General features: G+C 67.1%; 29 protein-coding genes. 6 read left to right on the top strand and 23 right to left on the bottom strand.

What is annotated here, in order from left to right:
* Positions 1 to 8: 8 nt before the first annotated feature.
* Positions 9 to 1076 carry a M48 family metallopeptidase gene (locus GO608_RS04850; protein WP_247002873.1) on the bottom strand — a complete coding sequence of 356 codons (1068 nt, stop codon included), beginning with the start codon at positions 1074 to 1076 and terminating at the stop codon, positions 9 to 11.
* 333 nt (positions 1077 to 1409) lie between these two features.
* Here GO608_RS04850 and GO608_RS04845 point away from each other — a divergent pair, with 333 nt between their 5' ends.
* A complete protein-coding gene (locus tag GO608_RS04845; protein ID WP_169197234.1) occupies positions 1410 to 2933 on the top strand; it encodes a DEAD/DEAH box helicase in 1524 nt (507 codons plus the stop codon).
* A 26-nt stretch (positions 2934 to 2959) separates the two neighbouring features.
* Here GO608_RS04845 and rquA read toward each other — a convergent pair whose 3' ends face one another.
* Positions 2960 to 3688 (bottom strand): rhodoquinone biosynthesis methyltransferase RquA, encoded by a 729-nt coding sequence (gene rquA, locus GO608_RS04840; RefSeq protein WP_247002871.1) that lies wholly within the window; start codon positions 3686 to 3688, stop codon positions 2960 to 2962.
* 344 nt (positions 3689 to 4032) lie between these two features.
* On the opposite strand from rquA, the gene GO608_RS04835 reads away from it, so the two are divergent.
* Positions 4033 to 4323, top strand: coding sequence for a ComEA family DNA-binding protein (locus GO608_RS04835; protein WP_169197236.1), 291 nt, complete (start codon positions 4033 to 4035; stop codon positions 4321 to 4323).
* Between the two features lie 88 nt (positions 4324 to 4411).
* Here GO608_RS04835 and GO608_RS04830 read toward each other — a convergent pair whose 3' ends face one another.
* The gene (locus tag GO608_RS04830; RefSeq protein WP_169197237.1) at positions 4412 to 5029 is read right to left on the bottom strand and encodes a hypothetical protein; all 618 of its coding nucleotides are present in this window, start codon (positions 5027 to 5029) and stop codon (positions 4412 to 4414) included.
* A 311-nt stretch (positions 5030 to 5340) separates the two neighbouring features.
* On the opposite strand from GO608_RS04830, the gene GO608_RS04825 reads away from it, so the two are divergent.
* Together GO608_RS04825 and GO608_RS04820 are read left to right on the top strand one after the other, a co-directional pair.
* Entirely contained in the window at positions 5341 to 6066 is a 726-nt protein-coding gene (locus tag GO608_RS04825; RefSeq protein ID WP_169197238.1) for a YebC/PmpR family DNA-binding transcriptional regulator, read from the top strand.
* 134 nt (positions 6067 to 6200) lie between these two features.
* On the top strand, positions 6201 to 7085 hold the full coding sequence (locus GO608_RS04820) for a DMT family transporter (RefSeq protein WP_169197239.1): 885 nt from the start codon (positions 6201 to 6203) through the stop codon (positions 7083 to 7085).
* 7 nt (positions 7086 to 7092) lie between these two features.
* Here GO608_RS04820 and GO608_RS04815 read toward each other — a convergent pair whose 3' ends face one another.
* From GO608_RS04815 to GO608_RS04800, 4 genes are read right to left on the bottom strand one after another with little or no spacing between them, the layout of a single operon-like run.
* Complete coding sequence (locus tag GO608_RS04815; RefSeq protein WP_169197240.1) at positions 7093 to 7743, bottom strand: hypothetical protein; 651 nt, start codon at positions 7741 to 7743, stop codon at positions 7093 to 7095.
* Entirely contained in the window at positions 7740 to 8354 is a 615-nt protein-coding gene (locus GO608_RS04810) for an SCO family protein (protein ID WP_169197241.1), read from the bottom strand. Before GO608_RS04810 ends, GO608_RS04815 begins: the two co-directional genes overlap by 4 nt.
* Positions 8355 to 8364: 10 nt before the next feature.
* Positions 8365 to 9852: a cbb3-type cytochrome c oxidase subunit I gene (locus GO608_RS04805; RefSeq protein WP_169197242.1), complete on the bottom strand. Its 1488-nt coding sequence runs from the start codon at positions 9850 to 9852 to the stop codon at positions 8365 to 8367.
* A gap of 14 nt (positions 9853 to 9866) precedes the next feature.
* Positions 9867 to 10397, bottom strand: coding sequence for a cupredoxin domain-containing protein (locus GO608_RS04800; protein ID WP_169197243.1), 531 nt, complete (start codon positions 10395 to 10397; stop codon positions 9867 to 9869).
* 194 nt (positions 10398 to 10591) lie between these two features.
* Here GO608_RS04800 and GO608_RS04795 point away from each other — a divergent pair, with 194 nt between their 5' ends.
* Positions 10592 to 11938: a sigma-54 interaction domain-containing protein gene (locus tag GO608_RS04795; protein WP_169197244.1), complete on the top strand. Its 1347-nt coding sequence runs from the start codon at positions 10592 to 10594 to the stop codon at positions 11936 to 11938.
* Positions 11939 to 12050: 112 nt separating this feature from the next.
* Here GO608_RS04795 and GO608_RS04790 read toward each other — a convergent pair whose 3' ends face one another.
* Positions 12051 to 12227 carry a hypothetical protein gene (locus tag GO608_RS04790; protein ID WP_169197245.1) on the bottom strand — a complete coding sequence of 59 codons (177 nt, stop codon included), beginning with the start codon at positions 12225 to 12227 and terminating at the stop codon, positions 12051 to 12053.
* 145 nt (positions 12228 to 12372) lie between these two features.
* Here GO608_RS04790 and ruvC point away from each other — a divergent pair, with 145 nt between their 5' ends.
* A complete protein-coding gene (gene ruvC / locus GO608_RS04785) occupies positions 12373 to 12930 on the top strand; it encodes a crossover junction endodeoxyribonuclease RuvC (protein WP_169197246.1) in 558 nt (185 codons plus the stop codon).
* Positions 12931 to 12985: 55 nt separating this feature from the next.
* On the opposite strand, the gene GO608_RS04780 is transcribed toward ruvC, so the two are convergent.
* The 15 genes from GO608_RS04780 to GO608_RS04710 all read right to left on the bottom strand — a co-directional run bounded on the left by GO608_RS04780 (position 12986) and on the right by GO608_RS04710 (position 24114).
* The gene (locus tag GO608_RS04780; protein WP_169197247.1) at positions 12986 to 13567 is read right to left on the bottom strand and encodes a peroxidase-related enzyme; all 582 of its coding nucleotides are present in this window, start codon (positions 13565 to 13567) and stop codon (positions 12986 to 12988) included.
* A gap of 64 nt (positions 13568 to 13631) precedes the next feature.
* Positions 13632 to 14615, bottom strand: a complete 984-nt coding sequence (gene acuI, locus GO608_RS04775) for an acrylyl-CoA reductase (NADPH) (RefSeq protein WP_169197248.1) — start codon at positions 14613 to 14615, stop codon at positions 13632 to 13634.
* A 115-nt stretch (positions 14616 to 14730) separates the two neighbouring features.
* Positions 14731 to 15273: a Gx transporter family protein gene (locus GO608_RS04770; RefSeq protein ID WP_211159210.1), complete on the bottom strand. Its 543-nt coding sequence runs from the start codon at positions 15271 to 15273 to the stop codon at positions 14731 to 14733.
* Positions 15254 to 15643 (bottom strand): NusG domain II-containing protein, encoded by a 390-nt coding sequence (locus GO608_RS04765; protein ID WP_169197249.1) that lies wholly within the window; start codon positions 15641 to 15643, stop codon positions 15254 to 15256. The genes GO608_RS04770 and GO608_RS04765 overlap by 20 nt, the downstream gene beginning before the upstream one ends.
* Entirely contained in the window at positions 15640 to 16518 is an 879-nt protein-coding gene (gene rapZ, locus GO608_RS04760) for an RNase adapter RapZ (protein WP_169197250.1), read from the bottom strand. The genes GO608_RS04765 and rapZ overlap by 4 nt, the downstream gene beginning before the upstream one ends.
* A gap of 87 nt (positions 16519 to 16605) precedes the next feature.
* The gene (locus tag GO608_RS04755; RefSeq protein ID WP_169197251.1) at positions 16606 to 17526 is read right to left on the bottom strand and encodes an MBL fold metallo-hydrolase; all 921 of its coding nucleotides are present in this window, start codon (positions 17524 to 17526) and stop codon (positions 16606 to 16608) included.
* On the bottom strand, positions 17523 to 17705 hold the full coding sequence (locus GO608_RS04750; protein WP_169197252.1) for a DUF1289 domain-containing protein: 183 nt from the start codon (positions 17703 to 17705) through the stop codon (positions 17523 to 17525). Before GO608_RS04750 ends, GO608_RS04755 begins: the two co-directional genes overlap by 4 nt.
* On the bottom strand, positions 17702 to 18040 hold the full coding sequence (locus GO608_RS19565) for a DUF1289 domain-containing protein (protein WP_343316759.1): 339 nt from the start codon (positions 18038 to 18040) through the stop codon (positions 17702 to 17704). Before GO608_RS19565 ends, GO608_RS04750 begins: the two co-directional genes overlap by 4 nt.
* Positions 18041 to 18706 carry a DUF4126 domain-containing protein gene (locus GO608_RS04740; protein WP_169197253.1) on the bottom strand — a complete coding sequence of 222 codons (666 nt, stop codon included), beginning with the start codon at positions 18704 to 18706 and terminating at the stop codon, positions 18041 to 18043.
* A 22-nt stretch (positions 18707 to 18728) separates the two neighbouring features.
* Positions 18729 to 19517 carry an enoyl-CoA hydratase/isomerase family protein gene (locus GO608_RS04735; protein ID WP_169197254.1) on the bottom strand — a complete coding sequence of 263 codons (789 nt, stop codon included), beginning with the start codon at positions 19515 to 19517 and terminating at the stop codon, positions 18729 to 18731.
* Positions 19518 to 19576: 59 nt separating this feature from the next.
* Positions 19577 to 20710 carry an acyl-CoA dehydrogenase gene (locus GO608_RS04730; protein WP_169197255.1) on the bottom strand — a complete coding sequence of 378 codons (1134 nt, stop codon included), beginning with the start codon at positions 20708 to 20710 and terminating at the stop codon, positions 19577 to 19579.
* On the bottom strand, positions 20711 to 21901 hold the full coding sequence (locus GO608_RS04725) for an acetyl-CoA C-acetyltransferase (RefSeq protein ID WP_169197256.1): 1191 nt from the start codon (positions 21899 to 21901) through the stop codon (positions 20711 to 20713).
* 38 nt (positions 21902 to 21939) lie between these two features.
* On the bottom strand, positions 21940 to 23079 hold the full coding sequence (gene can, locus GO608_RS04720) for a carbonate dehydratase (protein ID WP_247002869.1): 1140 nt from the start codon (positions 23077 to 23079) through the stop codon (positions 21940 to 21942).
* 55 nt (positions 23080 to 23134) lie between these two features.
* Positions 23135 to 23602: a PaaI family thioesterase gene (locus tag GO608_RS04715; protein WP_169197257.1), complete on the bottom strand. Its 468-nt coding sequence runs from the start codon at positions 23600 to 23602 to the stop codon at positions 23135 to 23137.
* Between the two features lie 74 nt (positions 23603 to 23676).
* Positions 23677 to 24114, bottom strand: coding sequence for a MerR family transcriptional regulator (locus tag GO608_RS04710; protein WP_169197258.1), 438 nt, complete (start codon positions 24112 to 24114; stop codon positions 23677 to 23679).
* Between the last annotated feature and the right edge of the window lie 106 nt (positions 24115 to 24220).

Raw genomic sequence — 24220 nt, 5'->3', positions numbered from 1 at the left:
ATCGCACCTCAACGCGGGCGCGACAGCTGGTAACAGCCCCGCCACGCGAGGCGCGAGTCCTCCCACCACGCGCGGTCGAAGACCCACGCCAGCGTCGGCAGCAGCGGCGCGAGGCAGGCGTCGGCGACCGACTTGCGCTCGCCGTGCGACACCGCGGCGCGCACGCGCAGCGCACGCAAGCGCTCGGCGACCGTCGGGTGAAAACTGGCGCCTGGAGCCTGCTCTTCGTCACCCGCCATCCAGCGCCTCAGATCAAGCAATCCCGGCATCGGCCGCCTGAAACCCGCCATCATCCCGAGCCCCATGTCCCGGTACGGGCGAATCGACGGTTCCGGCTGCAGCCGGCTCTGTGCCATGACTTTGCGCCAGTAATCCTCGCTGAGAAAACGCTCTTTCAGCGCGACTTCGACGAGCGCTTCGCCGACCAGCTGCGCGCCGACGACGCGCGCGGCGACCGCATCGGCTTCGAACTCTTCGAGGCGCGCGAGGCGCAGCGCCTCACGCAGATCGCCGGCGAACCCCCATTCGAATCCGCGCCCGAGCAGCGGAATGCCGTCGATGCAGCGGTCCAGCACGCGGAACCACCACGCGCGCAAGTGCCCCCACCAGGCGTCGAGCCGCTGCCGCTGGCACGCCAGATGGGCGAATTCGTGAGCGAGGATCGCGCAGAACTGGCGTCGCGACACGCTATGGGCAAGCGGCAGGCCAATGATCAGATGCGTCTCGATCGGGCCGACCCAGCCCCAGCGCGGCCGTTGCAGGATCGCAGCGTTCATGTCGCCACCGATCCACACCGCGTCGACGGGAATCCCGCCGAAGCGCTGGCTCATCTGGTCGATCATCGCATGGAGCGAGCGCGCCGCCTCGCGCGGCAGGCGAACGCCGGCAGGGCACGCAGCCGGCGAGAGCAGCCACCCGAGGCCGCGCCACGCGAGCGCGAACGCGACCATCGACACGGCGGCGGAAGTCGTTGCCACCGCGACTTTCCCTTCAACGAGAAAACTCCACGTCGCGAACGCGACGCGACCGGCGACGGCGCCGAACGCGAGAATCAGGCAGGCGGCCAGCGCCTTCAAGCCGAGTCGCCGCGCCAGACGCGACCGAAGGCGTGACAAACGCGGACAGGAAGCTTGCATTGACCGGCACCTGTAACCATGGACAGAACGAGGACTATAACTGCCAATCGGCTGCCGAAACATTGCACGTAAGGAGTAGCGTGGCGCATCGTCCACACTTTGCGCAAGAATTTCGCTGCGCTGCCGCAAAAGCCCGTACAATCCATCTCTTGCGTGCGCCCAGCCAATCGGCGACGCTCGTCCCCAACGACCTTTTCCGGTCTCATTTCCCCGCCCGCCTCGATTGGTGTCACTCAGCTTGAGCGACAGGCCGTCGCTGGAGCAATTTTCTCGATGACATCAGAAGCAAACTTTGCCGGTCTCGGACTGGCCGAACCGCTGCTGCGCGCAATTTCCGAATCCGGCTACACGACGCCGACGCCGATCCAGGCACAGGCGATCCCGCTGGTGCTCGCCGGCGGCGACCTGCTCGCCGCCGCCCAGACCGGCACCGGCAAGACTGCCGGCTTTACGCTGCCGGTGCTGCACCGTCTGTCCGCCACCCCCCCAGCGAACCCGAAGGCCGGCCGGCCGCGCTGCCTGATCCTGACTCCGACGCGCGAACTCGCGGCGCAGGTCGAGGAGTCCGTGCAGACCTACGGCAAGCATCTGCCGCTCACGTCGATGGTGATGTTCGGCGGCGTCGGCATCAACCCGCAGATCCAGGCGCTGAAGAAGCGCGTCGACATCCTCGTCGCGACCCCGGGCCGGCTGCTCGACCACGTCGGCCAGAAGACGCTCGACCTGTCGGGCGTCGAGATCCTGATCCTCGACGAAGCGGACCGCATGCTCGACATGGGCTTCATCCGCGACATCCGCAAGATCCTCGCGCTGCTGCCGAAGCAGCGCCAGAACCTGCTGTTTTCGGCGACTTTCTCGGACGAGATCCGCAGCCTCGCGAACGGCCTGCTGCACAATCCGGGCTGCGTCGAAGTCGCGCGACGCAACACCGCGTCCGAACTCGTGCAGCAGTCAGTCTATTCGGTCGCGCAGAAGCAGAAGCGCGACCTGCTCGTGCATCTGGTCAAGGAGAACGACTGGCATCAGGTGCTGGTGTTCACCCGCACCAAGCACGGCGCCAACAAGCTCGCCGAATACCTCGCCAAGCACGGCATCCCGTCGGCGGCGATCCACGGCAACAAGAGCCAGTCGGCGCGTACCCGCGCGCTGGCCGAATTCAAGGACGGCTCGCTGCCAGTGCTGGTCGCGACCGACATCGCCGCGCGCGGACTCGACATCGACCAGTTGCCGCATGTCGTGAACTTCGAACTGCCGAACGTTCCCGAAGACTACGTCCATCGCATCGGCCGCACCGGCCGCGCCGGCTCGAGCGGCGCCGCGGTGTCGTTCATCGACTCCGAAGAGCGCCAACACCTGACGGCGATCGAGCGGCTGATCAAGCGCACGATCGACCGCGAAGTGCTGCCGGCCTTCGCAATCGCGCCGGTCGACCCGAACGAGAGCGACGCGCGTCCCCCGCGGCAACCGCGTCAGCCGTCGCGACACAACAACGCGAACGCGCCGCGCCAAGCACGCACCGACCGCCCCGCCAGCCGGCAGACGGCCCACCCGGCTCCTTCCCGAGCCCCCGCCCGGTCACGCGACGCCGACAATTTCGGCAATCGCGCCCCGCGCAGCGAAGTCGAAGCCAGCCGCGGACGTCCCGACGCGGACGGCAACCGGGCACCGCGCAACGCCGGGCCGAACGGCACGCCACGCAGCGACAGCGCACGCCCGGCGCCGCGACCCGACAGCACCCGTCGCGCGCAGCCGCGTCCGGCACTCTTCAACGCCAAGACGGACGATCGCAACCGCTGACGCGCCGATCCGCGGCGCAGGGGTTTTCAACCTCGCCGCGTGCCGACGAGCTTTTGATAAAGACCACCGAAGCAGGTGGTCTTCGTCCATTCGAAGCCGGCCGAGCGCGCCGAGCGCGACTCGATCGCGGCGCCGAAAAGTGATTCCGCATAAGGCTCGAACCTGCGGAATACCAGCGACATCACCGGGCGCAACGGGTGCCAGCCACGCGGCCGATGGTAGTCGACGAACACGATCCTGCCGCCGGGCCGCACTGCCGCGAGCAGGTTGTCAACGATCCGACAGCGCTCGGCCTCCGGCACCTCGTGCAGCAGGAAGAAACAGCACACCCCATCGTAGCCGCCAGCAGCGACGCAGCCGGGCACGGAAAGATCCGCCTGCCATACCTTCGCCTGACGGAAACCCGCGAGCTTGCCGCGTGCGTTCGCGACCTGCAACGCGGCGACGTCGACGACATCGAGCGCACCGTGTGCCCCGATTCGCTGCGCGAGCAGCGCTGAAAATCCGCCATACACGCAGGCTGCCTGCAGCACGCGCTGCCCGGGCGCGAACTCGGCGACCGCGTCGCGCATCAGGCGATTCGCGTTCCCCCACAGAATCGCCGAGACGACGCCGGGCCGATCGAGCCAGCGCAGCGTGCGCGGGTCGAGATAAGCCCAGGAGTAGGCGCGGCGCAGATAGGAAGGTATCTCGGCGTCATGCGGCACGAGAGCCCCGTGGACGTGCAGTGCGGGGTCGGCGGGATTCGGTTCCATGGCCCCAAGCATAATCGAAGCCTACCTATTTACCGCTACCGACCACGCGCCGCAGCGGAATATTAACCCGACAGGCAAATACCGTTCGGGCTGAGCCTGTCGAAGCCCTGCCGATGCCCTTCGACGGGCTCAGGGCAAACGGTTGTATTTATTTGCCGCCTTAATAAATGCCCGGGCCTGCGTTGCGGCCGCAATCCGGGCCGAGCGCGCGCTGCTCGATACAGCCAAGCCGCTGCTGCCCGCGAAACGACCGGGCGGCCCTCGATAAAATGTCATTGACATCGTTTGCAGCGACTCGTAGATTGCATTTGCCATATGGCATGAACCCGCCTGGAGGTACTCACATGAACAAACTGCTCCGTTCGCTGCTCTTCGCCCTCGCCCTGTCGCCACTGGCGGCGCTGGCCGAGGCGCCGGTCGACGTCAACACCGCCGACGCCGCCGCTCTCGAGACGGTCAAGGGAATCGGGCCGGCGAAGGCCAAGGCGATCATCGAATACCGCAAGTCGAACGGGGCCTTCGCGAGCGTCGACGATCTGACGAAAGTGCCCGGAATCGGGGATAAATCGGTCGCCCAGCTGCGCGAGCAGCTCACCGTGGGCGGCGCGAAAAAGCAGGTCGCGAAGTCGAAATAACTTTTCCCGCATTCGGCCGAAGGCGTCCGGCGCCGCCGGCCGTTCGTTCAGCTGCGCAGCTGGCGCGGGTTGCCGAAACGCGCCGGGCTTACCACAGGGAGCGCGTGTCGAGCCACACCACTTGTGCACCACGGCGCCGGGCTTCACGGTAAAGGTGCGCCGTGCCGCCGGCCCCGTCCGCCCCGCCACCGTTCCACAGGCACAGGAAGCGCAGCCTCTCCGCCCCCCAATGGAGGGCGATGTCGAGCGACCACAGATTGCAGCGTTCACAGGGGCCGGCGTTTTCGGGAATCGCGAGGTGCGCAAGCGTGATCGGCCGTGCCGGCATGACGAGCGGCGGCGACGCGAGGCCGGCCTTCAATACCTGGAAGCGCTCCCGCCAGCGCTCGCCGTCGACCGACGGCAGGATCTTGCATTGGACGAACTGCGCCTCGTTGAGCGGCAGCAGCATCTGCACGTGCAGGCCGCGGGCGCGGCACGCTTCGAGAAACAGGATATCGCCGCCGCTCGCGCCCTGCGCCAGCGCCAGATCGCCGGGGCCGGCCTCCCATGCCTCGAGCGCCTGTGCGATACATCGTGCCGCGACGGCTTCCAGGCCCGCCGGGAAACGTGGCGTACGCCGGTCGGGCGTGTCGACGCGGTGGCCGCTGAACAGAAAAACCCGGCGCGGCACGAACGGCAACGCAAGGGGAGAACTGGCCGTCACTTCAATTTCCTCGGGCGTCGGTTTTCGAATCCCCGCGAAATCCGCAGATCACGGGGCGGGTACGGCAATCATGAGCAAGGGGGCCGATCGTCGCGCGGGCGGCGCGAAAAAAACTCCCGCCGGGTGCTGCAGCTTCCGTCGAAATCCGGGCAGCACCGGCCGAAAATGCAAGCCGGGTATCGGGAGCGAGCGCGCCAACAGAGCGGCGCCACTCTACCAGACCTCACGAACGAGCGCTGCGGGGGCACGACGGGCGTGCGCCTGTATAATGGCCGCCATTTTCAATCGAAATCGGCAGCATCGGGGATTTTATGGCGGGTCATTCCAAGTGGGCCAACATTCAGCACCGCAAGGGTCGTCAGGACGCCAAGCGGGGCAAGGTATTCACCAAGCTGATCAAGGAGATCACCGTCGCCGCGCGCATGGGCGGGGGCGATCCGAACTTCAATCCGCGCCTGCGCCTGGCCGTGGACAAGGCGAAAGCCGAGAACATGCCCAGCGAGAACATCGACCGCGCGATCAAGCGCGGCACCGGTGAGCTCGACGGCGTCAGCTACGAGGAAGCCCGCTACGAGGGCTATGGCATCGGCGGGGCGGCGGTGATGGTCGATTGCCTCACCGACAACAAGACGCGCACCGTTGCCGACGTGCGCCACGCATTCTCGAAATACGGCGGCAACATGGGCACCGACGGCTGCGTCGCGTTCCAGTTCAAGCACTGCGGCCAGCTGATGTTCGCACCGGGCACGAGCGAGGACGCGCTGATGGAAGCGGCGCTCGAAGTCGGCGCGGAAGACGTCGTCCCCAACGACGACGGTTCGATCGAAGTCATCACGGCGCCGTACGAGTACTCGAACGTCAAGGATGCGCTCGAGAAGGCCGGCTTCAGGGCCGAGTTCGGCGAAGTCACGATGAAGCCGCAGAACGAGACCGAACTCTCCGGCGACGACGCCGAGCGGATGCAGAAGCTGCTCGATGCGCTCGAATCGCTCGACGACGTCCAGGAAGTCTATACGTCGGCGGTGATGGACGAATAAGGCGCCGCGCCGCCTGCGACAAACCGCCCGCCAGGCGGTTTTTTTTCGTCAATGTTTGGCCTCAAACAAATTGATGAACGGTAAGATTGCGTGGTCCCGCCATTTCCCATCTCGCGCGAGCCGCCCGCTGACCGATGCCGACCCTGCCGCCTTCCCTCACCGCCGCCGCCCCGCTGCTGTTCGTGCTCCTGTGGAGCACCGGCTTCATCGGCGCGAAGTTCGGCCTGCCCTATGCCGAGCCGCTGACCTTTCTTTCGACCCGCTATGTGCTGGTGATCGCGCTGATGGCCGTGCTGGCGCTCGCCACCCGCGCGCGCTGGCCGAGCAACTGGCGCCAGGCGGCGCATATCGGCGTCGCCGGCCTGCTCGTGCATGCGACTTATCTCGGCGGCGTCTTCATGACGCTGCACCGCGGCCTGCCGACCGGCGTCGCGGCGCTCGTCGTCGGCATGCAGCCGCTGCTCACCGCGCTCGGCGCCGGCTGGCTGCTCGGCGAACGCGTCAGTGCGCGGCAATGGGCCGGGCTCGCGCTCGGCTTCATCGGCGTCACGCTGGTCGTCAGCAACAAGGTCGCGTTCGGCAACGGGTCGTCTGCCCAACTCGGCTGGATGCTCGCCCCGGCGCTGGCCGCGCTGGCCGGCATCACGGTCGGCACGCTGTACCAGAAGCGCTTCTGCCCGTCCTTCGACCTGCGCACCGGCTCGGTCATCCAGTTCGTGCCGTGCCTGCTCATCACGGCATACTTCGCGAGCCGCACCGAGACGATGCAGATCGACTGGAGCGGCGAGTTCGTGTTCGCGATCCTTTGGCTGGTGCTGGTGCTGTCGCTCGGCGCGATCAGCCTGCTGAACCTGCTGATCCGCAGCGGCAGCGCGGTCAACGTCGCGAGCCTGTTCTACCTCACGCCGCCGACGACCGCGCTGATGGCCTGGTTGCTGTTCGGCGAGACGCTGACCGGGTTCGCGCTCGCCGGGATGGTGATCGCCGTGTCGGGCGTGTGGCTCGCGCGCAAGGTCTGAACCCGATTCAGTTGCGCTCCGGGCCGCAGTCGCGGCTCGGTGCCGGTGGGGGCGCAACCTGCTCCGCAGTGGACAGCGCGGGGTTTCCGCCGCCGCCGACGAACAGGCTGGCGAGCCAACCGGCGAACAGCAGCAGCGCGAGCTTCACCATCAGCCAGCCGGCGCTTTCCTGCTGGTCGACGAGGTAGCTGTTGCACACGCGCACCGGCGCGGCAATGTACAGCCAGCCGAGCACCGCAAGCATGCTGATGAAGTTGGTCCAGACGAAGCCGCGGCCGATCGGCCCGAGCCGACGCCACGCCAGCGCGAGCGGCAGCCCGACGAGCAGGGGCAGGCTGATGAACTTCGCCGCTTCGACGAGCGGGCTCGCAAGCGCGTCGTCGAGCGCACGCGGCAGCATCCACCACGTCGACGCGAAGACCACCAGCACGACATACGGCACAGCACCGCCGCCCGCGTCGAGCAAGCGCTCCTGCCGCGCTACGGGCAGCAGGCGGCAGGCGACGAAGCCGATCGCGGCGAGAAGCGGAATCTGCACCAGCATGTGGCCGCTCATCGTCGCTTCGAGCGAGGTGCGCAGCGGCGGCGCCGCGAGCAGCAGATACAGCGCGCCGAGCACGCGAAAACCCACTTGCGGACGGGCGAGCGCGGCGATCACAGCGCCTCCGCGAGCTTCTCGGCAAACTGCAGCGGCGCTTCGAGATCGCTGATTTCGACGAGCCGCCCGTCGCGGCCGACGAGGTGGATCGCCGCGTTGTGCTCGAACCCGCCGAAACGGTCCGGGATCACGACGACGCCGAAAGCATCGAGAAGCGCCTGCAGCTGCGCCGCGTCCCGCACTCGCGCGATGCGCCAGTGCTCGCCATCGGCGCCGTGACTGCCGCCGTAGATCTTGAGACTCGCCGGATCGTCGCGCTCGGGGTCGAAGCTGATGCTCAGCAGCGCCACGTCGCGCCCGAGGGCGTCGGGCGGCACGCGGTCGCGGATCTGTTTGAACGCCATGCCGAGGCTGCGGCAGATCGTCGTGCAGCGCGTGTAGATGAACTCGACTGCGAGCAAGCGTCCGCGGTAATCGTCGAGCCGGAAAACACGGCCGTCCTGGTCTTCGAGGACGGCCGCAGGCAGCGGGCGTGGCGCGCGCAGGATGTCGGCCCGGCGGGCGGTTTCAGCGGTAAAAGCGCTGAAACCGTCGGTTCCCCACCAGAAAGCGCCGGTGCCGAGAACGGTCACCAGCACCGTCAGGACGACGCTGCGCGCGGCGTCACTCATCGACCCGGACTCATGCGGCGACGCTGCGCGCGACCGGAGCGCGCTGGTAGTCATGGCGCGCGAGCCCGATGCGAGCGAAGAAGCGCCCGATGAACACCAGCGCCGAGGCGATCACGAGCACCGCGAACACCGACGCGATGCGGTCGTACGGCACCCATTCGGGCAGGTGGGCAGCGTAGCGGCGCGCGACGCTTTCCTTGCCCGAATACAGGAAGCTCATCGTGAAGCCGAGCACCGACGACGTGAAGAGCCAGAACGCGATGCGGTCGATCAGGTGATCGTCGTGCTCGTGGCTCGGTTTGCCGAGGTAGTACATGAAGCCGAACACCATCGTCACCATGCCGAGCAGCAGGTAGGTATGGAAGTGGCCGGGCACCCACAGGGTGTTGTGCATCACGTAGTTGACGGTGATGGTGCCGTCGATGAACGCCGGCATCGCGCCCGCCGCCCAGCCGAACAGCGACAGGAACAGCAGCTTCGACCCCATGTCCCAGCGGATGCCCGAGCGATACACGATCATCAGCGCGCCGTAGCCGGTGACGACGAGGATCGGCACGGTGTTCAGGTAGCCGATAATGTGGCCCATGATGAGCATCCACTTCGGGAACGCAAAGTCCATCAGCAGGTGGTGCGGGAAGATGAACATCACCATCAGCGTCGACGCAGTCCACGACGCGAGGAACACCTTGTTCGACTTCCACGGGCGCTGCGTGTAGCGCGGCAGGATCTCGTAGACGCCGATCACCGCCATGTAGATCGTCGCGTTGATGAAGATGTGGCCGAAGAAGTAGATCATGCCTTTCGCGAGAAGCGGATCGATGTCGAACTCGGGCACGTAAAGGTTCACCAGCATCATCGCCAGGATGCTCGCACCGACGACCAGGCCGATGACGTTGACGACGGTGACCATTGCGCTCGCGACCACGGTCGGCGGCGGGGCCTTTCCGTCATCGTGGCCGAAGAGCTGCGGCCAGCCGAGCGCGCGCGAGAAGTTGCCGTAGCGCGCGACGAGCGCACGCGCGATGTCGAGGTGCAGCAGCAGGAAGCCGACGCCGATGACGAGCAGCCCGCCCATGAAAAGCGCCGCCGCACCGGGGCTCCACAAGCCCATCGACTTGCCGGGCAGCGGGTAGAGGAACGTCCACGCGCCGTGGAAATGCCCGAGCAGCACGCTGCCGAGGATCATCACGACGCCGACGAGGAACAAAACGAGGTTCGCGACGAAGATACGCGACGACAGGTCGACGTACTGGCGCAGGAAGTGCCACATGATCGACGCGCCGGCGATCGCCGCGATGCCGACCATGCCGGCGCCATGCAAGGTCATCAGTTCGTAAAAGCGGATCGCGCCGATCGAGATCCACTGCGCCTGCTCGAGCCGCATCAGCAGGCCGAAGACCATCATCAGCAGCAGCACGACGGCCGATGTCGCGAGGTAGGCCAGCACGCCGGCCTTCGCTCCCTGGTCGGGAATATGTTCGTAAGTGTAGGTCGCCACGTTCGTCTCCTCCGTTACTGAGCGCCGACCCGGATTTCGGTCAACATGTTGTGGTGCGCGAGGCCGCAGTACTCCATGCACAGGATCTTGTATGTCCCTTCCTCGCTGAAAGTGTGACGCAGCGTGTTGGTGTAGCCGGGCATCGCCTGCGTCTGCGCGACCAGGTGCAGGTTCGCGTCGTAAATGCCGAAGCCGTGATTGACATCGGCGCTGGTGACGCGGAACTCGACCGGCTGGCCGACGGCGACGTGATCCTGGCTGAGTTCCCAGCGCCACTGGTAGCCTGTCGCGTCGACGACCTGTACCGGGCCCGCCCCGGTGTTGGCCCGCGCCGCGTCGTACGGCAGTTCGAACAGCGTGTAGATCATCGCCGGGCCGAACACCAGCACCAGGCCCCAGAAAAGGCGCGAGCGCAGGCGATAGGCGCTCTTCTGCAGCGGCGAATAATCTTCCTGGCGCCGCCCGGAATTGATGGCGACAAAGGCAAAGCCGAACGCGACGAGTGCCATCAGCACGAGCGATATTTGCCAAGCGATTGGTTGCACGGTGGATTCTCCTGTCATGCGATCGTCTTCGGGACAAGCCGTCCCCCTAGCATTCTCTTAGCCAGCACTGTGCCACATCTAGCAAATCATTGATCACAATCATTTTTCGCGCAGCGCTTAGCTGCTGGAATGTTGTGGAGGAGAAACTGAACGTTCGCTCTGGACGTTCAGTCTGAACAAAAAGGAGGATTCAGATGCCGAGTCTGGCAACCCTGCGAGTATTTCTCGACAGCCTCGAAGAAGGCGTGCTGTTTCTCGATCGGGCGCGCCGCGTCCTCGAGATGAACAGCGCAGCCGCGCGGATGATCGGGCACGACGACCGGCGCCTCGTCGACGAACTGTGTCCGACGCTGTTCCGGGGCACCGAGTGTGCCCGGGCCTGTGAAGCGCGCGGAGAATGTTCGCTGACCCCGGCAAAGGGCGAGGACGACAAGGTCCAGGACATCATCGTGCGCTCGCCCAGCGGCGTCGACATTCCGCTGCGCATGTGGGCGATGCTGCTACCGCCGAACGATTCCGGGCTGTACTGCGCGATCGTGCTGCGCGACCGCTCGCGCGAAGTCGAACTCGAAGCCGAAGTGCGCGACCGCTGGCAGCTCGGCGGGCTGACCGGGCGCAGCCGCGCGATGCAGGACCTCTACCAGAAAGTGCTGCGCGTCGCGGCGAGTGAAGCCAACGTGCTGATCACCGGCGAAAGCGGCGTCGGCAAGGAACTGGTTGCGCGCGCGCTGCACGACAACTCGGCGCGCGCGAAAGGCCCTTACGTCGCCGTGCATTGCGCGTCGCTGCCGGAAAACCTGCAGGAATCAGAACTCTTCGGCCACGCCAAAGGCTCGTTTTCCGGCGCAACCGGAGCTCGCCTCGGCCGCTTCGAAGCCGCCAACGGCGGCACGTTGCTGCTCGACGAGATCGGCGAGATTTCTCCGGCAACACAGACCCGGTTGCTGCGCGTGCTGCAGGAGCGCGAAATCGTGCGCGTCGGCGAGAACCATCCGCGCAAAGTCGATGTGCGCGTCGTCGCCGCAACCCATCGCGACATCGCCGGGATGGTCGGCCGTGGGGAGTTCCGCGAAGATCTGTATTACCGCTTGCACGTGCTGCCGCTGCACGTGCCGGCGCTGCGCGAGCGCCGCGAGGACATCGCGCTGCTCGCGAGCCGCCTGCTCGGCGAACTCGGCGAACGCTACCGCCGGCCCGACCTGCGGCTGTCGCCGGAGGCGATCGTGGCGATGGAGTCTTACCACTGGCCGGGCAACGTGCGGCAGCTGTTCAACGCCCTCGAATATGCGGTCGTCAATTCCGACGGGGCGACGATCCTGCCGCAGCACCTGCTGCCCGAAGTCGTGGCCCCCGTCGAATCGACGCACGAGGTGCTGCTGCCACTGCCGCTGACGCGCTACTACGCGACGCAGGTGACGCCTGACGAGGAGCAGGCACAGATCCAGCGCATGCTCGAGCAGTGCGGCGGCAACCGGGCGGAAGCGGCGCGCCGACTCGGCATGTCGCGCACGACCTTGTGGAAGCGGCTCAACCGGAACTGAGCGGCCACGATTGGCGTCGCGTGCGGGCTCAGGGCTCCTTGAATGACGTTCGGCGACAAACGGCAGGCCGGGCGACTGCGAAAAAGCGCCTGCGCCCGCGCTTCCGGTCTGTTCACGCCTCCGCGACGATCTCCCAGACGTACATCAGGCTCGCTTCGGAGAACGTGCGCCCGGTTTCCTCGTCGCGCCACCACACCGATTCGCGGTGGCCCGGACCGAGAAAACGCCAACGCCGCAACTCGCCGCTGCACAGCTCGATCACATACACCCGATCCAATTGCGGAATCATCGTCGCTCGTCCCTCTTCCTGGGTGACCGCCGCCCGGTCGGCGAGTTCTTGACCCTGCACGTGTACGGCGCTGCACGCAGGACGAACGACGCGCTCCGCTGCCACGATTCGACCCCGCTGCCCGATGGCCCGTAGAATGCGCGGCATGAAAAGCGCTTCCACCGTCGTTGCCACCCGCATTCTCGGACTCGATCCGGGGCTGCGCATCACAGGCTTCGGCGTCATCGACAAGCTCGGCAATCAGCTGCGCTACGTCGCGAGCGGCTGCATCCGCACGCGCGATGGCGAATTGCCCGGACGGCTGAAGACGCTGCTCGAGGGCGTGCGCGAAGTCATCGCGGCCTACACGCCCGACCAGGTCGCGGTCGAGAAAGTGTTCGTCAACGTCAATCCGCAATCGACGTTGCTGCTCGGCCAGGCGCGCGGCGCGGTGATCTGCGGCGCCGTGTCGTGCGACCTGCCGGTGCATGAATACACGGCGCTGCAAGTCAAGCAGGCGGTCGTCGGCTACGGCAAGGCGGCCAAAGAGCAGGTCCAGCACATGGTGCAGCGGCTGCTGGTGCTCGATGGCTGCCCGAGCCCGGACGCGGCCGACGCGCTCGCGTGCGCGATCTGCCACGCGCATGGCGGGCAGGGCACGCCGGGCGCATTCGCCGGCCGGCGCCGCGCCGGGCGCATCCTCGTCGCGCCGGATCTCGGCTGACGCCGGCGGTTCGGCCATCGATCAGCGCCGCGGCCCATCGTGCCGCCGCAGGGGTTCAGGCTTTCGGCAGCCGCCCCATCAGGAAGAACTCGTCGTTCGGCCGCATGCTCGAGAGGTTCGCGAGCCGGTTGCTCATCGCGAAGAAAGCCGCAATGGCGCCGATGTCCCAGATCTCGTCGTCGCTGAAACCCTGTGTGCGCAGCGCGGCGAAATCGGGGTCATCGACTTCGGCCGAAGCGAGCGCGACCTTCATCGCGAAGTCGAGCATCGCGCGCTGGCGCGGCGTGATCTCGGCCTTGCGGTAGTTCGTCGCCACCTGATCGGCGACGCGCGGGTTCTTCGCGCGGATGCGCAGGATCGCGCCGTGCGCGACGACGCAGTACAGGCAGCCGTTCGCCCCTGAGGTCGCGACGACAATCATCTCGCGCTCGGCCTTCGTCAGCCCTTCGTTCTTCTCCATCAGGGCGTCGTGATACGCGAAGAAGGCGCGGAATTCGTCGGGCCGGTGTGCGAGTGCGAGGAAGACGTTCGGCACGAAACCGGCTTTCTCCTGCACTGCAAGGATCTTCCCGCGCACGTCGTCGGGCAGGTCCTTCAGTTCGGGCACCGGAAAGCGGCTGATGGGACGGTCGGTCATGGGCATTCCTTTTGACAGCAAGTTGAAAAAACGGCCCGGAGGCGATGGGCTCAAGGCGATGGGCTCAACGGTTGACGTCGACGATCAGCCGCCCGCGCACCTGGCCGGCGAGCAGCTCGCCGGAGAGGCGGATCACGTCGGCGAGGCCGACTTCGTGCGAGATCAGGTCGAGATGCGCGGGATCGAGATCGCGCGCGAGCCGCTGCCACGCTTCGAGGCGTTCCGGTCGCGGGCAATAGACGCTATCGACGCCGGCGAGCGTCACGCCTCGCAGGATGAACGGCGCGACCGTCGCCGGGAAGTCCATGCCCTGCGCGAGGCCGCACGCGGCAACGACGCCGCGGTACTTCATGCTCGCGCAGACGTTCGCGAGCGTGTGGCTGCCGACCGTGTCGACGGCACCGGCCCAGCGCTCCTTCGCCAGCGGCTTGCCGGGCACCGAGAACTGCACCCGGTCGATGATTTCGGCGGCGCCGAGCGCGTTCAGGTACTCGACTTCGTTCGGCCGCCCGGTCGAGGCGACGACGCGGTAGCCGAGCTTCGCGAGCAGCGACACCGCGACGCTGCCGACACCGCCGTTCGCACCGGTGACGAGCACGTCGCCCTGGTCCGGCGTCACGCCGTGCCGTTCGAGCGCCATCACGCACAGCATCGCCGTGTAGCCGGCGGTGCCGATCGCCATCGCCTGCTTCGGCGAGAACGCCGCCGGCAGCGGCACCAGCCAGTCGCCGGCAAGCCGCGCCTTCTCCGCGAGCCCGCCCCAGTGGCCTTCGCCGACGCCCCAGCCGTTGAGCACGACGAGATCGCCGGCCCGGTACTCCGGATGCGAGCTGTGCTCGACGCTGCCGGCGAGGTCGATGCCGGGGACCATCGGAAACTGGCGCACGACCGGCCCCTTGCCGGTGATCGCGAGCGCGTCCTTGTAGTTCAGCGTCGAATACGCGACCCGCACTGTCACGTCGCCGTCGGGCAGACGCGCGTCATCGACGTCGGTCAGCGTTGCCCGATAGCCGGCGTCGTCCTTCTCGATCAGTACCGCCTTGAACATGATGCCTCCTCTCGATGGAAATCCCGCCGGGAACCGAGTACCCCGAGCAGGACAAGAAAACCTGGGCCGCCAGGCGTTTTCCCGAGCGAGCAAAATTGCTGCCAGCCCCTGTCCGCTACCGCTTGGCTGCGCCCGCCGGTACGGCAATGCGGTCCCGCAGCAGGCGCGCGGCGACCAGCCCGTTGATCACGCCGAACAGCGTCGCCGCTGCGGCAAACACCGGCACGAGATAGAACACGCCGTCGTGCGGCACGAGCCACGCGCGCGCGAGCGCAAGCTGTCCGCCGATATGCGCGAACGCCGCGAACACGCTGAGGCTCACCAGGCCGAACCAGCGCCGCGGCAGGTGCTTCGCCACGCCCAGCGTCGCGAGGCTCGTCAGCGAGCCGGCGAGGCTGAGGAAGAATCCCGGCGCGAACAGCTGCCCGAGCAGCAGGCTGCTCGCGAACACGCGCAGCAGCCCGACCCACACCGCATCGCGCCAGCCCCAGCGCAGCAGCACGATCAGGATCACGATGTTTCCGAGCCCGGGCTTGACTCCCGGCAGCGGCAGCGGAATCGCGGCTTCGGCGATCGTCAGCACGATCGCCGCGGTCGCCAGCCGCGCCACCCGCCGGTCGTCGGCGGTCGGGTGGATCTCAATAGTTGAGGGAGTCATAGTCCGCTGCGCCGCCGGAAAGACTCAGGCTGACCTCGTTCGGCGCGCAGATCGCGACCGCTCCGGCGCGGCTCAGCCAGCCTTGGCGAACGCAATACTGGCGCGGCCCGGGATCGGAGAGGACGCGCGCGCGCCCCGGTTCGACTTCGATGCGCGTGATCCCGAGCGGCCCGGGGACATCGACACGCTGCGGCTGCGCGAGACTCAGTTCGGCGAACACTGCGCCGCCTGCGCGCACGATCGCCTTGTCCGGCGCGCCACCGCGCCACAGCAGCAGCGCCGACACGACGCATACCGCGAGGGCGCCTGCCAGCGTCGCGAAATCGCCCGGCCGCAGCAGCGCCAGCCAGTCGGCGAGGCGCGGATTCACTTGCCTGCCATGCCGGCGCCGTGGTCGACGATACGGCGCGCGGCGGAACGGTGACGCACGAGCACGCGCAGGGTGTCGCCGAAGTGACGGCCGAGCCATTCGGCGATATACACCGAGCGGTGCTGTCCGCCGGTGCAGCCGATCGCAACCGTGAGGTAGCTGCGGTTGTCGCGCGCGTAGCTCGGCAGCCAGGTCGCGACGAAGCGGCGGATGTCCTCGCACATGCGCCCGACCTCGGGAAAGCTGTCGAGAAACTCGACGACTGGCTGGTCCTTGCCGGTGAAAGGCCGCAGGTACAGGTCGTAATGCGGGTTCGGCAGACAACGCACGTCGAAGACGAGGTCCGCGTCGAGCGGAATGCCGTATTTGAAGCCGAACGACTGGAACATCAACGTCAGCCCTTCGGTCGCCTCGATCGCGAGAAAATCCTTGATCCAGGCGCGCAGCGTGTTCGCCTGCAGTTCGCTGGTATCGATGCGGTGGCCAAGTTCGGCGATGCTCGCGAGCGCGTCGCGCTCGTTCTGGATCGCTTCGGCGAGCGAGACGCCTTCGCTCCCCAGCGGATGGCGTCGGCGTGTTTCCGAAAAACGCGCGATCAGCGTGTCGTCGCGCGCATCGAGAAAGATCACGCGCAGATCCGACGCGACGCCACGCAGGTACTCGACCTGCTGCGGCAGCGCCAAAAGGCTCGCGCCCGAGCGCACGTCGACGGCGATCGCGACACGCTCGTGCCCGGTGTCGCTCAGCTCGGCGACGAGTTCGGGCAGCAGCGTCGCCGGCAGGTTGTCGACCGCGTAATAACCGACGTCTTCCAGCACTTTCAGCGCGATGCTCTTGCCGGAACCCGACAACCCGCTAATCAGGACGATCTGCATGACAGGACACTCCCCCTATCGCGGGGATTATGGCGAAAGTCGTAGGGGCAGGCCAGCGGCGAAAACCCGTGTCGATCCAGACGGCATTCAGGCTGCGACCAGCCGCCCTCCTTCGCAGCGCGCGACGCCGGCGCGCGACAGTTCCGCAACCAGCCAGTCGGCCAGCGCCGCCGGCGACTGGCCGAGGAAACGCGCGTTGACTTCGCGGTAGAGCGGCACACGCGCGAGATGTTCCGGCAATTCGTCGAGCGCGATCGAGCGCAAGTCGAGCAGCGAGAACGTCATGCACGCACGGATCGCGTTGCGCGCCATGCGCGCGCCGTCGTCCTCGAACGCCTTCAGCCGGGCAAACGCCCGCGCCAGCGCGTCGTCGAATTCGACGAACGGCGCGCCGTGCCCCGGAATGACGACATCGACCGGCAGGCGCGCGATCGCCTCGAGCGTGCGCCGCGTCGCGCCGATGCCGTCGCCGGTGCCGAGCACGTCCGCGAACAGGATGCCGAAGCCGTCGCGCCACAGCGCGTCGCCGGAAATCAGGATGCGCCGGTCGGGATTGTGGAACACCAGCGCGTCCATGTCGTGGCCCGGCGCTTCGAGGATCTGCCACGTCAGGCCGCCCATCCCGACGGTTTCGCCCGCGGCCAGCACCCCGTCGGCGTGGAAACGTTCGCCGGCCTGCTCGGCAGTGCTCAGCAGCAGCGCTGCCTCGTCCCACTCGGCCACTGCGCCCGCCATCCCGGCAGGCACCGTGATCGCACAGCCGAACGCCCGCTGCACTGCCGCGTTGCCGCCGATATGGTCGGAATGCGAGTGCGTGTTGATGAGCCGTCCGAGGCGGCGGCCGTCGAGCGTGCGGTGCAGCAGCGCGACCGTCTGCGCGGCGTGGCTGACGTAGCCGCTGTCGATCAGCGTCGCCTCGCCACCGTCGAACAGCACGACGTTGTTCGACGACAGCCAGCCGCGCTCGAGCACGGCGATCGTCGCCGGGAGCTTTGCCGCCGCGCTCATTGCGAGCCTTCGCCGACCTGTGCCGCGACGTTCGCCGGCAGCGGCACTTTCGCCGGCGTCTGCGCAGGCGTAGGTGCGACAGGCACGCCGTCGATCTCCTCGGGCGTGCGGCCGCAACCGAGGCACACTCCGCTATCCCAGTCGATCATGCACACGCCGACGCACAGGGCATCGCTCATCGTGCCTGCTCCGCACGAAGCGCGCTCGCCGCGACGGGGGCCTGCGCGCGGCGCCGATCCACCGCGTCGAGAATGCGGCGTTTCTCCACGTCGGCATGGCGGCTCCAGCGAGCGATTTCGTCGAGCGTGCGGAAGCAGCCTTCGCACAGGCCGGTGGCCGCATCCAGGCGGCAGACGTTGATGCAGGGGGACGGGATGTTCATGGTGTCGTCGGGGTCGGGCAAGTTGTGGTGGTGTTGTTGTGGTGTTGTTGCCATTGGTCCGCTGCGGACCGGTTCGGTTCGGTTCGCGTCAGTCGCCGCGTTGTCGCTGCCGTTCGCGGGGTTGCCGGACACTTACGGAACGCCCGGTCGTGGGCGCGGCCGGAACAGTCTGCGGATGAAGCGCCACAGCAGCACGATCAGCACGCCGGCGAGCAGGACGAACACGACGAGCGCGACGAGGAACCACAAAGGATGCTGCAGCAGCATCCACAGGCCGCCGGCGAACATCGCGTCCTCGCCGAGCGAAGTCGTGACGTTGCTGAGCGGCTCGGGCGACGTGTTGATCGCCGCGCGCGCGCCCGCTTTCGCGAAATGCGTGCCGGCAGCGAGAGTGCCCCCAGCGAGCCCGGCCGCGACCTGCATCGCGCCGCTCTGGTCGCCCATCACCGCCGCCGCGAGCGCTGCGCCGGCGGGAATGCGGATGAAAGTGTGCACCGCGTCCCACAACGAGTCGAGCCACGGCAGCTTGTCGGCAAAGAACTCCGCGACGAGCATGAAGCCGGACAGCCCGAGCACGACCGGGTGCGCGAGCACTTCGAGGCCGCCGGGCAACTGCACGCCGCCGAAGCGATCGAGCGCGCCGAGCGCGAAGACGAGCGCGTAGAGCCGTAGCCCGCTCGCCCAGCCGAGGCCGGCCGCGAGCGCGGCGAGCGACGCGACGTCGAGCGGAACGTCCCGCCAGTCGAGCAGCGGCGTGAGCCCCTGCAGCGCTTCGCTCCAGCTGGCAAAAGCATCCATCTCGCGCTCGGCGCGACAGCGTTCAGCCCTGCACCACCCACGCCGCGGGGCGCTTCGACAGGAAAGCGTCGAGCCCTTCCTGCGCTTCCGGCGTCGCACGCAGGCTGGAGATGCGGCGCGCGGTGTCCTCGATGACCGCGTCGCCGACCGGCCGGTTCGCGACGTTGCGGATCAGGTCCTTCGCCGCGGCCTGCGCTTTCGGCCCGCCCTGCAGCAGCGCCGCGGCGATCTGGGCGACTTTCGCGTCGAGCGCTGCGGCCGCGACGACTTCGTGCGCAAGGCCGATCTCGCCGGCGCGCGCGGCGGTGATCCGCTCGGCCGTCTGGAAATAGCGATACGCCTGGCGCTCGCCGATCGCCCGGATCACGTACGGGCTGATCGCCGCCGGGATGATGCCGAACTTGACTTCGGAAGTCGCAAACACTGCCTGCTCCGCGGCAACGCAGATGTCGCACGCACTCGCGAGCCCCATCCCGCCGCCGAGAGCTGCGCCCTGCACGCGCGCGATCGTCGGCTTTCCCATCGCGGAAATCGTCTGCAGCATGCCGGCGAGCCGGCGTGCGTCATCGAGGTTGTCTTCGACGCTGGCTGCGGCAGCCGCCTTCATCCAGTTCAGGTCCGCGCCCGCGGAGAAACTCTTGCCGCGTCCGGCGAGCACGACGACGCGCACCGTGTCGTCCGCGTCGAGTTCGCGACATGCCGCTGTCAGGTCCGCGATCAGCTGCGCGTTGAACGCGTTATGCACGTCAGGACGGTTCATCCAGATCGTCGCGACACCGCCTTCGGTGCGGATTTCGAGAGTTTCGTACATCCTGCTGTCTCCTGTTGCCCGGACCTCGCGGCCCGGCTCCCGGGGGCGCGGCAACGACCTCAGGCGGCGAGCGAACGCCCGATCACCAGCCGCTGGATGTCGCTTGCGCCTTCGTAGATCTGGCACACGCGCACGTCACGATAAATGCGCTCGACCGGGAAGTCGGTCACGTAACCATAGCCGCCGTGGACCTGGATCGCATCCGAGCACACCTTCTCGGCCATCTCCGACGCGAACAGCTTCGCCATCGACGCTTCCTTCAGGCACGGCCGGCCGGCGTCCTTCAGCGTCGCCGCGTGCCAGACGAGCTGGCGTGCGGCTTCCAGTTGCGTCGCCATGTCGGCGAGGCGGAAGTTCACCGCCTGGTGCTCGAAAATCGGCTTGCCGAAAGTCTCGCGCTCGTGCGCGTATTTCACTGCCGCGTCGAGCGCGGCGCGCGCCATGCCGAGGCACTGCGCGGCGATGCCGATGCGTCCCGCTTCGAGGTTCGACAGCGCGATCTTGTAGCCTTCGCCTTCGGCACCGAGCAGCGCGTCGGCCGGCACGCGGCAGTCCTCGAACAGGATCTGCGCGGTGTCGGACGCCTTCTGCCCCATCTTCTCCTCGATGCGCGCGACGATGTAACCCGGCACGTCGGTCGGCACGAGGAAGCACGAAATGCCTTTCTTGCCGGCCGTCTTGTCGGTCACCGCGAACACGATCGCGACGTCGGCTTCGCGACCGGTCGTGATGAACTGCTTGACGCCGTTGATGACCCACCCGTCGCCGTCCTTCACTGCCGTCGTCTTCAGCGCAGACGCGTCCGAGCCGACGTGCGGCTCGGTGAGGCAGAAGCAGCCGAGCTTCTCGCCTTTGGCGAGCGGCTTCAGCCAGCGCTCCTTCTGCGCGTCGTTGCCGTAGCGGTTCGGGATGCCGCACGCGAGCGAGTTCTGCACGCTAACGATCGTCGAGGTCGCGCCGTCGCCGGCGGCAATTTCTTCCAGCGCGAGCACGAGGCTGACGTAATCCATCCCCGCGCCGCCCCACTGCTCCGGCACGACCATGCCGAGCGCGCCGAGCTCGGCGAGTTCGCGCAAGGCTTCGCGCGGAAAAGTGTGGTTGCGGTCCCATTCGGCGGCGAACGGCGCGAGGCGCTCCTGCGCGAACGCGCGTAGCGAGTCGCGGACCATCTCCTGTTCTTGCGTGAGGATCATTTAGACGAGCTCCACCGCAACCGCCGTCGCTTCGCCGCCGCCGATGCACAAGCTCGCGACGCCGCGTTTCTTGCCGTACTGGCGCAGCGCGCCGAGCAGCGTGACGATGATCCGGGCGCCGGATGCGCCGATCGGGTGACCGAGCGCGCACGCGCCGCCATGCACGTTCACCCTGTCGTGCGGCAGGTCCAGTTCCTTCATCGCTGCCATCGTGACGACCGCGAACGCTTCGTTGATTTCCCACAGGTCGACGTCGCCGACGTTCCAGCCGGCCTTCGCCAGCACTTTCTGCATCGCGCCGACCGGGGCGGTCGTGAACCACGCCGGGTCCTGCGCGTGCGTCGCATGGCCTTGAACCGTCGCGAGGGGCGCGAGGCCCAGCTTGTCGGCGGTCGAGCGGCGCATCAGCACGAGCGCCGCGGCACCGTCGGAGATCGAGCTCGAATTCGCGGCCGTGACGGTGCCGTCTTTGGCGAACGCGGGCTTCAGGCCGGCGATCTTGTCGATCTGCGCCTTCGGCGGCTGCTCGTCGCGGTCGACGACGACGTCGCCCTTGCGCCCCGGGACCGTCACCGGCGCGACTTCCCACGCGAAGCTGCCGTCCTGGATCGCGTTCTGCGCGCGCGTCGTCGAGGCGATTGCGAACTCGTCCTGCGCGGCCCGGCTGAAGTCGAAGTGGCTCGCACAGTCTTCGGCAAAAGTGCCCATCAGGCGACCCTTGTTCTCTTTCGAGTAACTGTCCTCGAGGCCGTCGAGGAACATGTGGTCGAGCACCTGGCCGTGGCCGAGACGGTAGCCGCCGCGCGCCTTCGGCAGCAGATACGGCGCGTTCGACATCGACTCCATGCCGCCGGCGACCATCACGTCGTTCGTGCCGGCGACCAGCAGGTCGTGCGCGAGCATCACGGACTTCATGCCGGAGCCGCACACCTTGCTGACCGTCGTGCAGCCGGCTGACAGCGGAAGACCAGCGCCGAGCGCGGCCTGGCGCGCCGGGGCTTGCCCGACGCCCGCCGGCAGCACGCAGCCCATCAGCACTTCCTGCACCGCTTCGGGGTTTACACCGGCGCGCTCGACAGCCGCCCGGATCGCGACCGAGCCGAGTTGCGGGCCGCTCAGCGCGGACAAATCGCCCTGGAAGCCGCCCATCGGCGTGCGGGCGGCGGAAACGATGACAACCGGATCATTCATGCTTTCTCTCCTGTACGACTTGTAGGGATAGCGGGCTCTCAGGCCAGCGTTTCGAGCGCCGCGACATAGCGCGGCATCACGTCTTCGGGGCGCGTCACGTTGAGGCCCAGATCGCGCACCAGGCCGTTCTTCAGCCCGTAGATCCACCCATGCACCGCGAGCGGCTGGCCGCGTTGCCAGGCGTCCTGCACGACCACCGTCTGGGCCACATTGACGACCTGCTCGAGCACGTTCAGTTCGCACAGCCGGTCGTGCGCGAGTTCCGGCGGCAGCCCATCGACCGCCTGGCGGTGCTTGACGTGCACGTCCTGCACGTGGCGCAGCCACAGGTCGACGATGCCGACGCGCTCGCGTCCGAGCGCCGCCTTCACGCCGCCGCAGCCGTAGTGGCCGACAACCATGATGTGCCTGACTTTCAGCACGTCGACGGCGAACTGGATCACCGACAGGCAGTTGAGGTCGGTATGCACGACGACGTTCGCGACGTTGCGATGCACGAACACTTCGCCCGGCAGCAGGCCGATGATCTGGTTCGCCGGCACGCGGGAATCCGAGCAGCCGATCCACAGGTATTCGGGCGACTGCAGCTTCGACAGTTTCTCGAAGAAACCCGGGTCGATCTGCTGCATCTGGCGCGCCCAGGCGCGGTTGTAATCGAAGAGGTGGAACAGGTTTTCGTTCGCGACCTCCTCCTCGGACCAGTTCTCGAGGTCCAGCGCGAGGAAAAGCGTCCCTTCGACCGGCGTCGGGTAATAGGCCGGCGCCTCGGTGAAACCGAGTTCGCGATACAGCTTCACGGCGATACGCATCGTCGGCAGCGTGTCGAGCAGGATGCGGCGGTAACCGATTTCCTTCGCCGCCCGGATCGCCGCGAGGACCAGTTCGCGGCCGACGCCCAAGCCGCGCAGCGCCGGCTCGACGTACAGGCGTTTCATCTCGCAGATGCCGTCGGAGAACGGGCGGATGCCGACGCAGCCCGCGGGCTGTCCGTCCAGTTCGGCGTAGAAAAGCCTGCCCTGCGCCCCTCCGTACGCTCCCGGCAACGACGCCATCTCGTCGCCGAAACCCTGAAAACACAAGTCCACGCCGATCGAAGCGGCATAGTTGCGGAAGAACTGGCGGACGTGGTCGAGGCACACCCGGTCATCGGCATCCAACACGCGAAGTTCGACTGGCACAGAGAATTCCTTCAGTTTTGCCTGCAACACCGCGGCCGCGCCGCGGCAGCTGAAATCACTCGATCCCTTCCTTCCGGCCATGCATCGCCATGATCGTCTGCTGCATCACCGCGCACAACGTCCATTGCTCGCGCCTGATCGCGAACACTTCCGCGCGCGTGATCAGCAGCGTGCGGCCGGGCTTGACGACTTCGCCGCGCGCGACGAGCCGTTCGCCGTCGGCCGGCGCGAGCAGGTTCAGCTTGTATTCGACGGTCAACACGCTGGTGCCGGCCGGCGTCAGCGTGTTCGCCGCGTAGCCGGCCGCGGAGTCCGCGATCATCCCGACGACGCCGCCATGGATGAAGCCGTGCTGCTGCGTGATTTCCGGCTTGAACGGCAGGTGGATCTCGACGTGACCCGGCTCGACGACCGACAGTTCGGCGCCGATCAGCGCCATCGCCTGCTGCAGGCGGAAACTTTCACGGACACGATCTGCATACCCCGGGTCTTTGGGCTGGAAAATCGGCAGCTCGTATCTCATCGCGTCTCCCCGTCGGGCGTTTAATTTCCAGTTGTTATTACGTTTACGTCAACGTAAACTAATCGTGAAAAAAATCAAGTCCCGCTACGCATGCGTCGCACGATCTCGGCACGGGCAGCCGCGGCGCCGCCTGGGTCGTGGCCGAGCAAGTCGGAGCACTGTTTTTCGAGCATCGCGATCTCGCCGAGCACCGCCTCGATGTCCTCGCGCTGCTGTTCGAGCGCTTCGCGGCGGTCGGCGAGCACGACGAGGAAACGCACCAGCTGAGCGGCGGGATTGCGAACGCCGCCGTGCATCTCGAGCAATTCCTTGATTTCGGCGAGCGACAGGCCGAGGCGCTTGCCGCGCAGCGTGAGCTTGAGGCGAGTGCGGTCGGACTTGGAATAGATGCGCGTGCGCCCGGCTCGGGAAGGTTTCAGCAGCCCCTGGTCCTCGTAGAAGCGGATCGCCCGAGGCGTCACGTCGAAGTCGCGCGCGAGTTCGGTAATGGTGTAGGTTTGTTCGCTTGCCATTGATCGGTGCCCGAAGTAAAACGGCCTGGTCCATTGCGTCCAGCGCAAGCAGCCGCTCTGAGAGAGCAGAAAAGTTAATCAGAATTGAGGGGTTTGAGCAATCGGC

It is taken from the genome of Aromatoleum buckelii (assembly GCF_012910785.2).
GTDB classification, from domain to species: domain Bacteria; phylum Pseudomonadota; class Gammaproteobacteria; order Burkholderiales; family Rhodocyclaceae; genus Aromatoleum; species Aromatoleum buckelii.
Note: the sequence above shows the minus strand (reverse complement) of the source record. Positions and strands in the feature narration are given on the sequence as shown.

Excerpts from the sequence above, each read along its gene's own strand:
- GO608_RS04845 (WP_169197234.1), top strand. The coding sequence starts at position 1,410 with ATGACATCAGAAGCAAACTTTGCCGGTCTCGGACTGGCCGAACCGCTG.
- rquA (WP_247002871.1), bottom strand. The coding sequence starts at position 3,688 with ATGGAACCGAATCCCGCCGACCCCGCACTGCACGTCCACGGGGCTCTC.
- GO608_RS04835 (WP_169197236.1), top strand. The coding sequence starts at position 4,033 with ATGAACAAACTGCTCCGTTCGCTGCTCTTCGCCCTCGCCCTGTCGCCA.
- GO608_RS04825 (WP_169197238.1), top strand. The coding sequence starts at position 5,341 with ATGGCGGGTCATTCCAAGTGGGCCAACATTCAGCACCGCAAGGGTCGT.
- GO608_RS04820 (WP_169197239.1), top strand. The coding sequence starts at position 6,201 with ATGCCGACCCTGCCGCCTTCCCTCACCGCCGCCGCCCCGCTGCTGTTC.
- GO608_RS04810 (WP_169197241.1), bottom strand. The coding sequence starts at position 8,354 with ATGAGTGACGCCGCGCGCAGCGTCGTCCTGACGGTGCTGGTGACCGTT.
- GO608_RS04795 (WP_169197244.1), top strand. The coding sequence starts at position 10,592 with ATGCCGAGTCTGGCAACCCTGCGAGTATTTCTCGACAGCCTCGAAGAA.
- GO608_RS04790 (WP_169197245.1), bottom strand. The coding sequence starts at position 12,227 with ATGATTCCGCAATTGGATCGGGTGTATGTGATCGAGCTGTGCAGCGGC.
- ruvC (WP_169197246.1), top strand. The coding sequence starts at position 12,373 with ATGAAAAGCGCTTCCACCGTCGTTGCCACCCGCATTCTCGGACTCGAT.
- GO608_RS04780 (WP_169197247.1), bottom strand. The coding sequence starts at position 13,567 with ATGACCGACCGTCCCATCAGCCGCTTTCCGGTGCCCGAACTGAAGGAC.
- acuI (WP_169197248.1), bottom strand. The coding sequence starts at position 14,615 with ATGTTCAAGGCGGTACTGATCGAGAAGGACGACGCCGGCTATCGGGCA.
- GO608_RS04770 (WP_211159210.1), bottom strand. The coding sequence starts at position 15,273 with ATGACTCCCTCAACTATTGAGATCCACCCGACCGCCGACGACCGGCGG.
- rapZ (WP_169197250.1), bottom strand. The coding sequence starts at position 16,518 with ATGCAGATCGTCCTGATTAGCGGGTTGTCGGGTTCCGGCAAGAGCATC.
- GO608_RS04755 (WP_169197251.1), bottom strand. The coding sequence starts at position 17,526 with ATGAGCGCGGCGGCAAAGCTCCCGGCGACGATCGCCGTGCTCGAGCGC.
- GO608_RS04750 (WP_169197252.1), bottom strand. The coding sequence starts at position 17,705 with ATGAGCGATGCCCTGTGCGTCGGCGTGTGCATGATCGACTGGGATAGC.
- GO608_RS04740 (WP_169197253.1), bottom strand. The coding sequence starts at position 18,706 with ATGGATGCTTTTGCCAGCTGGAGCGAAGCGCTGCAGGGGCTCACGCCG.
- GO608_RS04735 (WP_169197254.1), bottom strand. The coding sequence starts at position 19,517 with ATGTACGAAACTCTCGAAATCCGCACCGAAGGCGGTGTCGCGACGATC.
- GO608_RS04730 (WP_169197255.1), bottom strand. The coding sequence starts at position 20,710 with ATGATCCTCACGCAAGAACAGGAGATGGTCCGCGACTCGCTACGCGCG.
- GO608_RS04725 (WP_169197256.1), bottom strand. The coding sequence starts at position 21,901 with ATGAATGATCCGGTTGTCATCGTTTCCGCCGCCCGCACGCCGATGGGC.
- GO608_RS04715 (WP_169197257.1), bottom strand. The coding sequence starts at position 23,602 with ATGAGATACGAGCTGCCGATTTTCCAGCCCAAAGACCCGGGGTATGCA.
- GO608_RS04710 (WP_169197258.1), bottom strand. The coding sequence starts at position 24,114 with ATGGCAAGCGAACAAACCTACACCATTACCGAACTCGCGCGCGACTTC.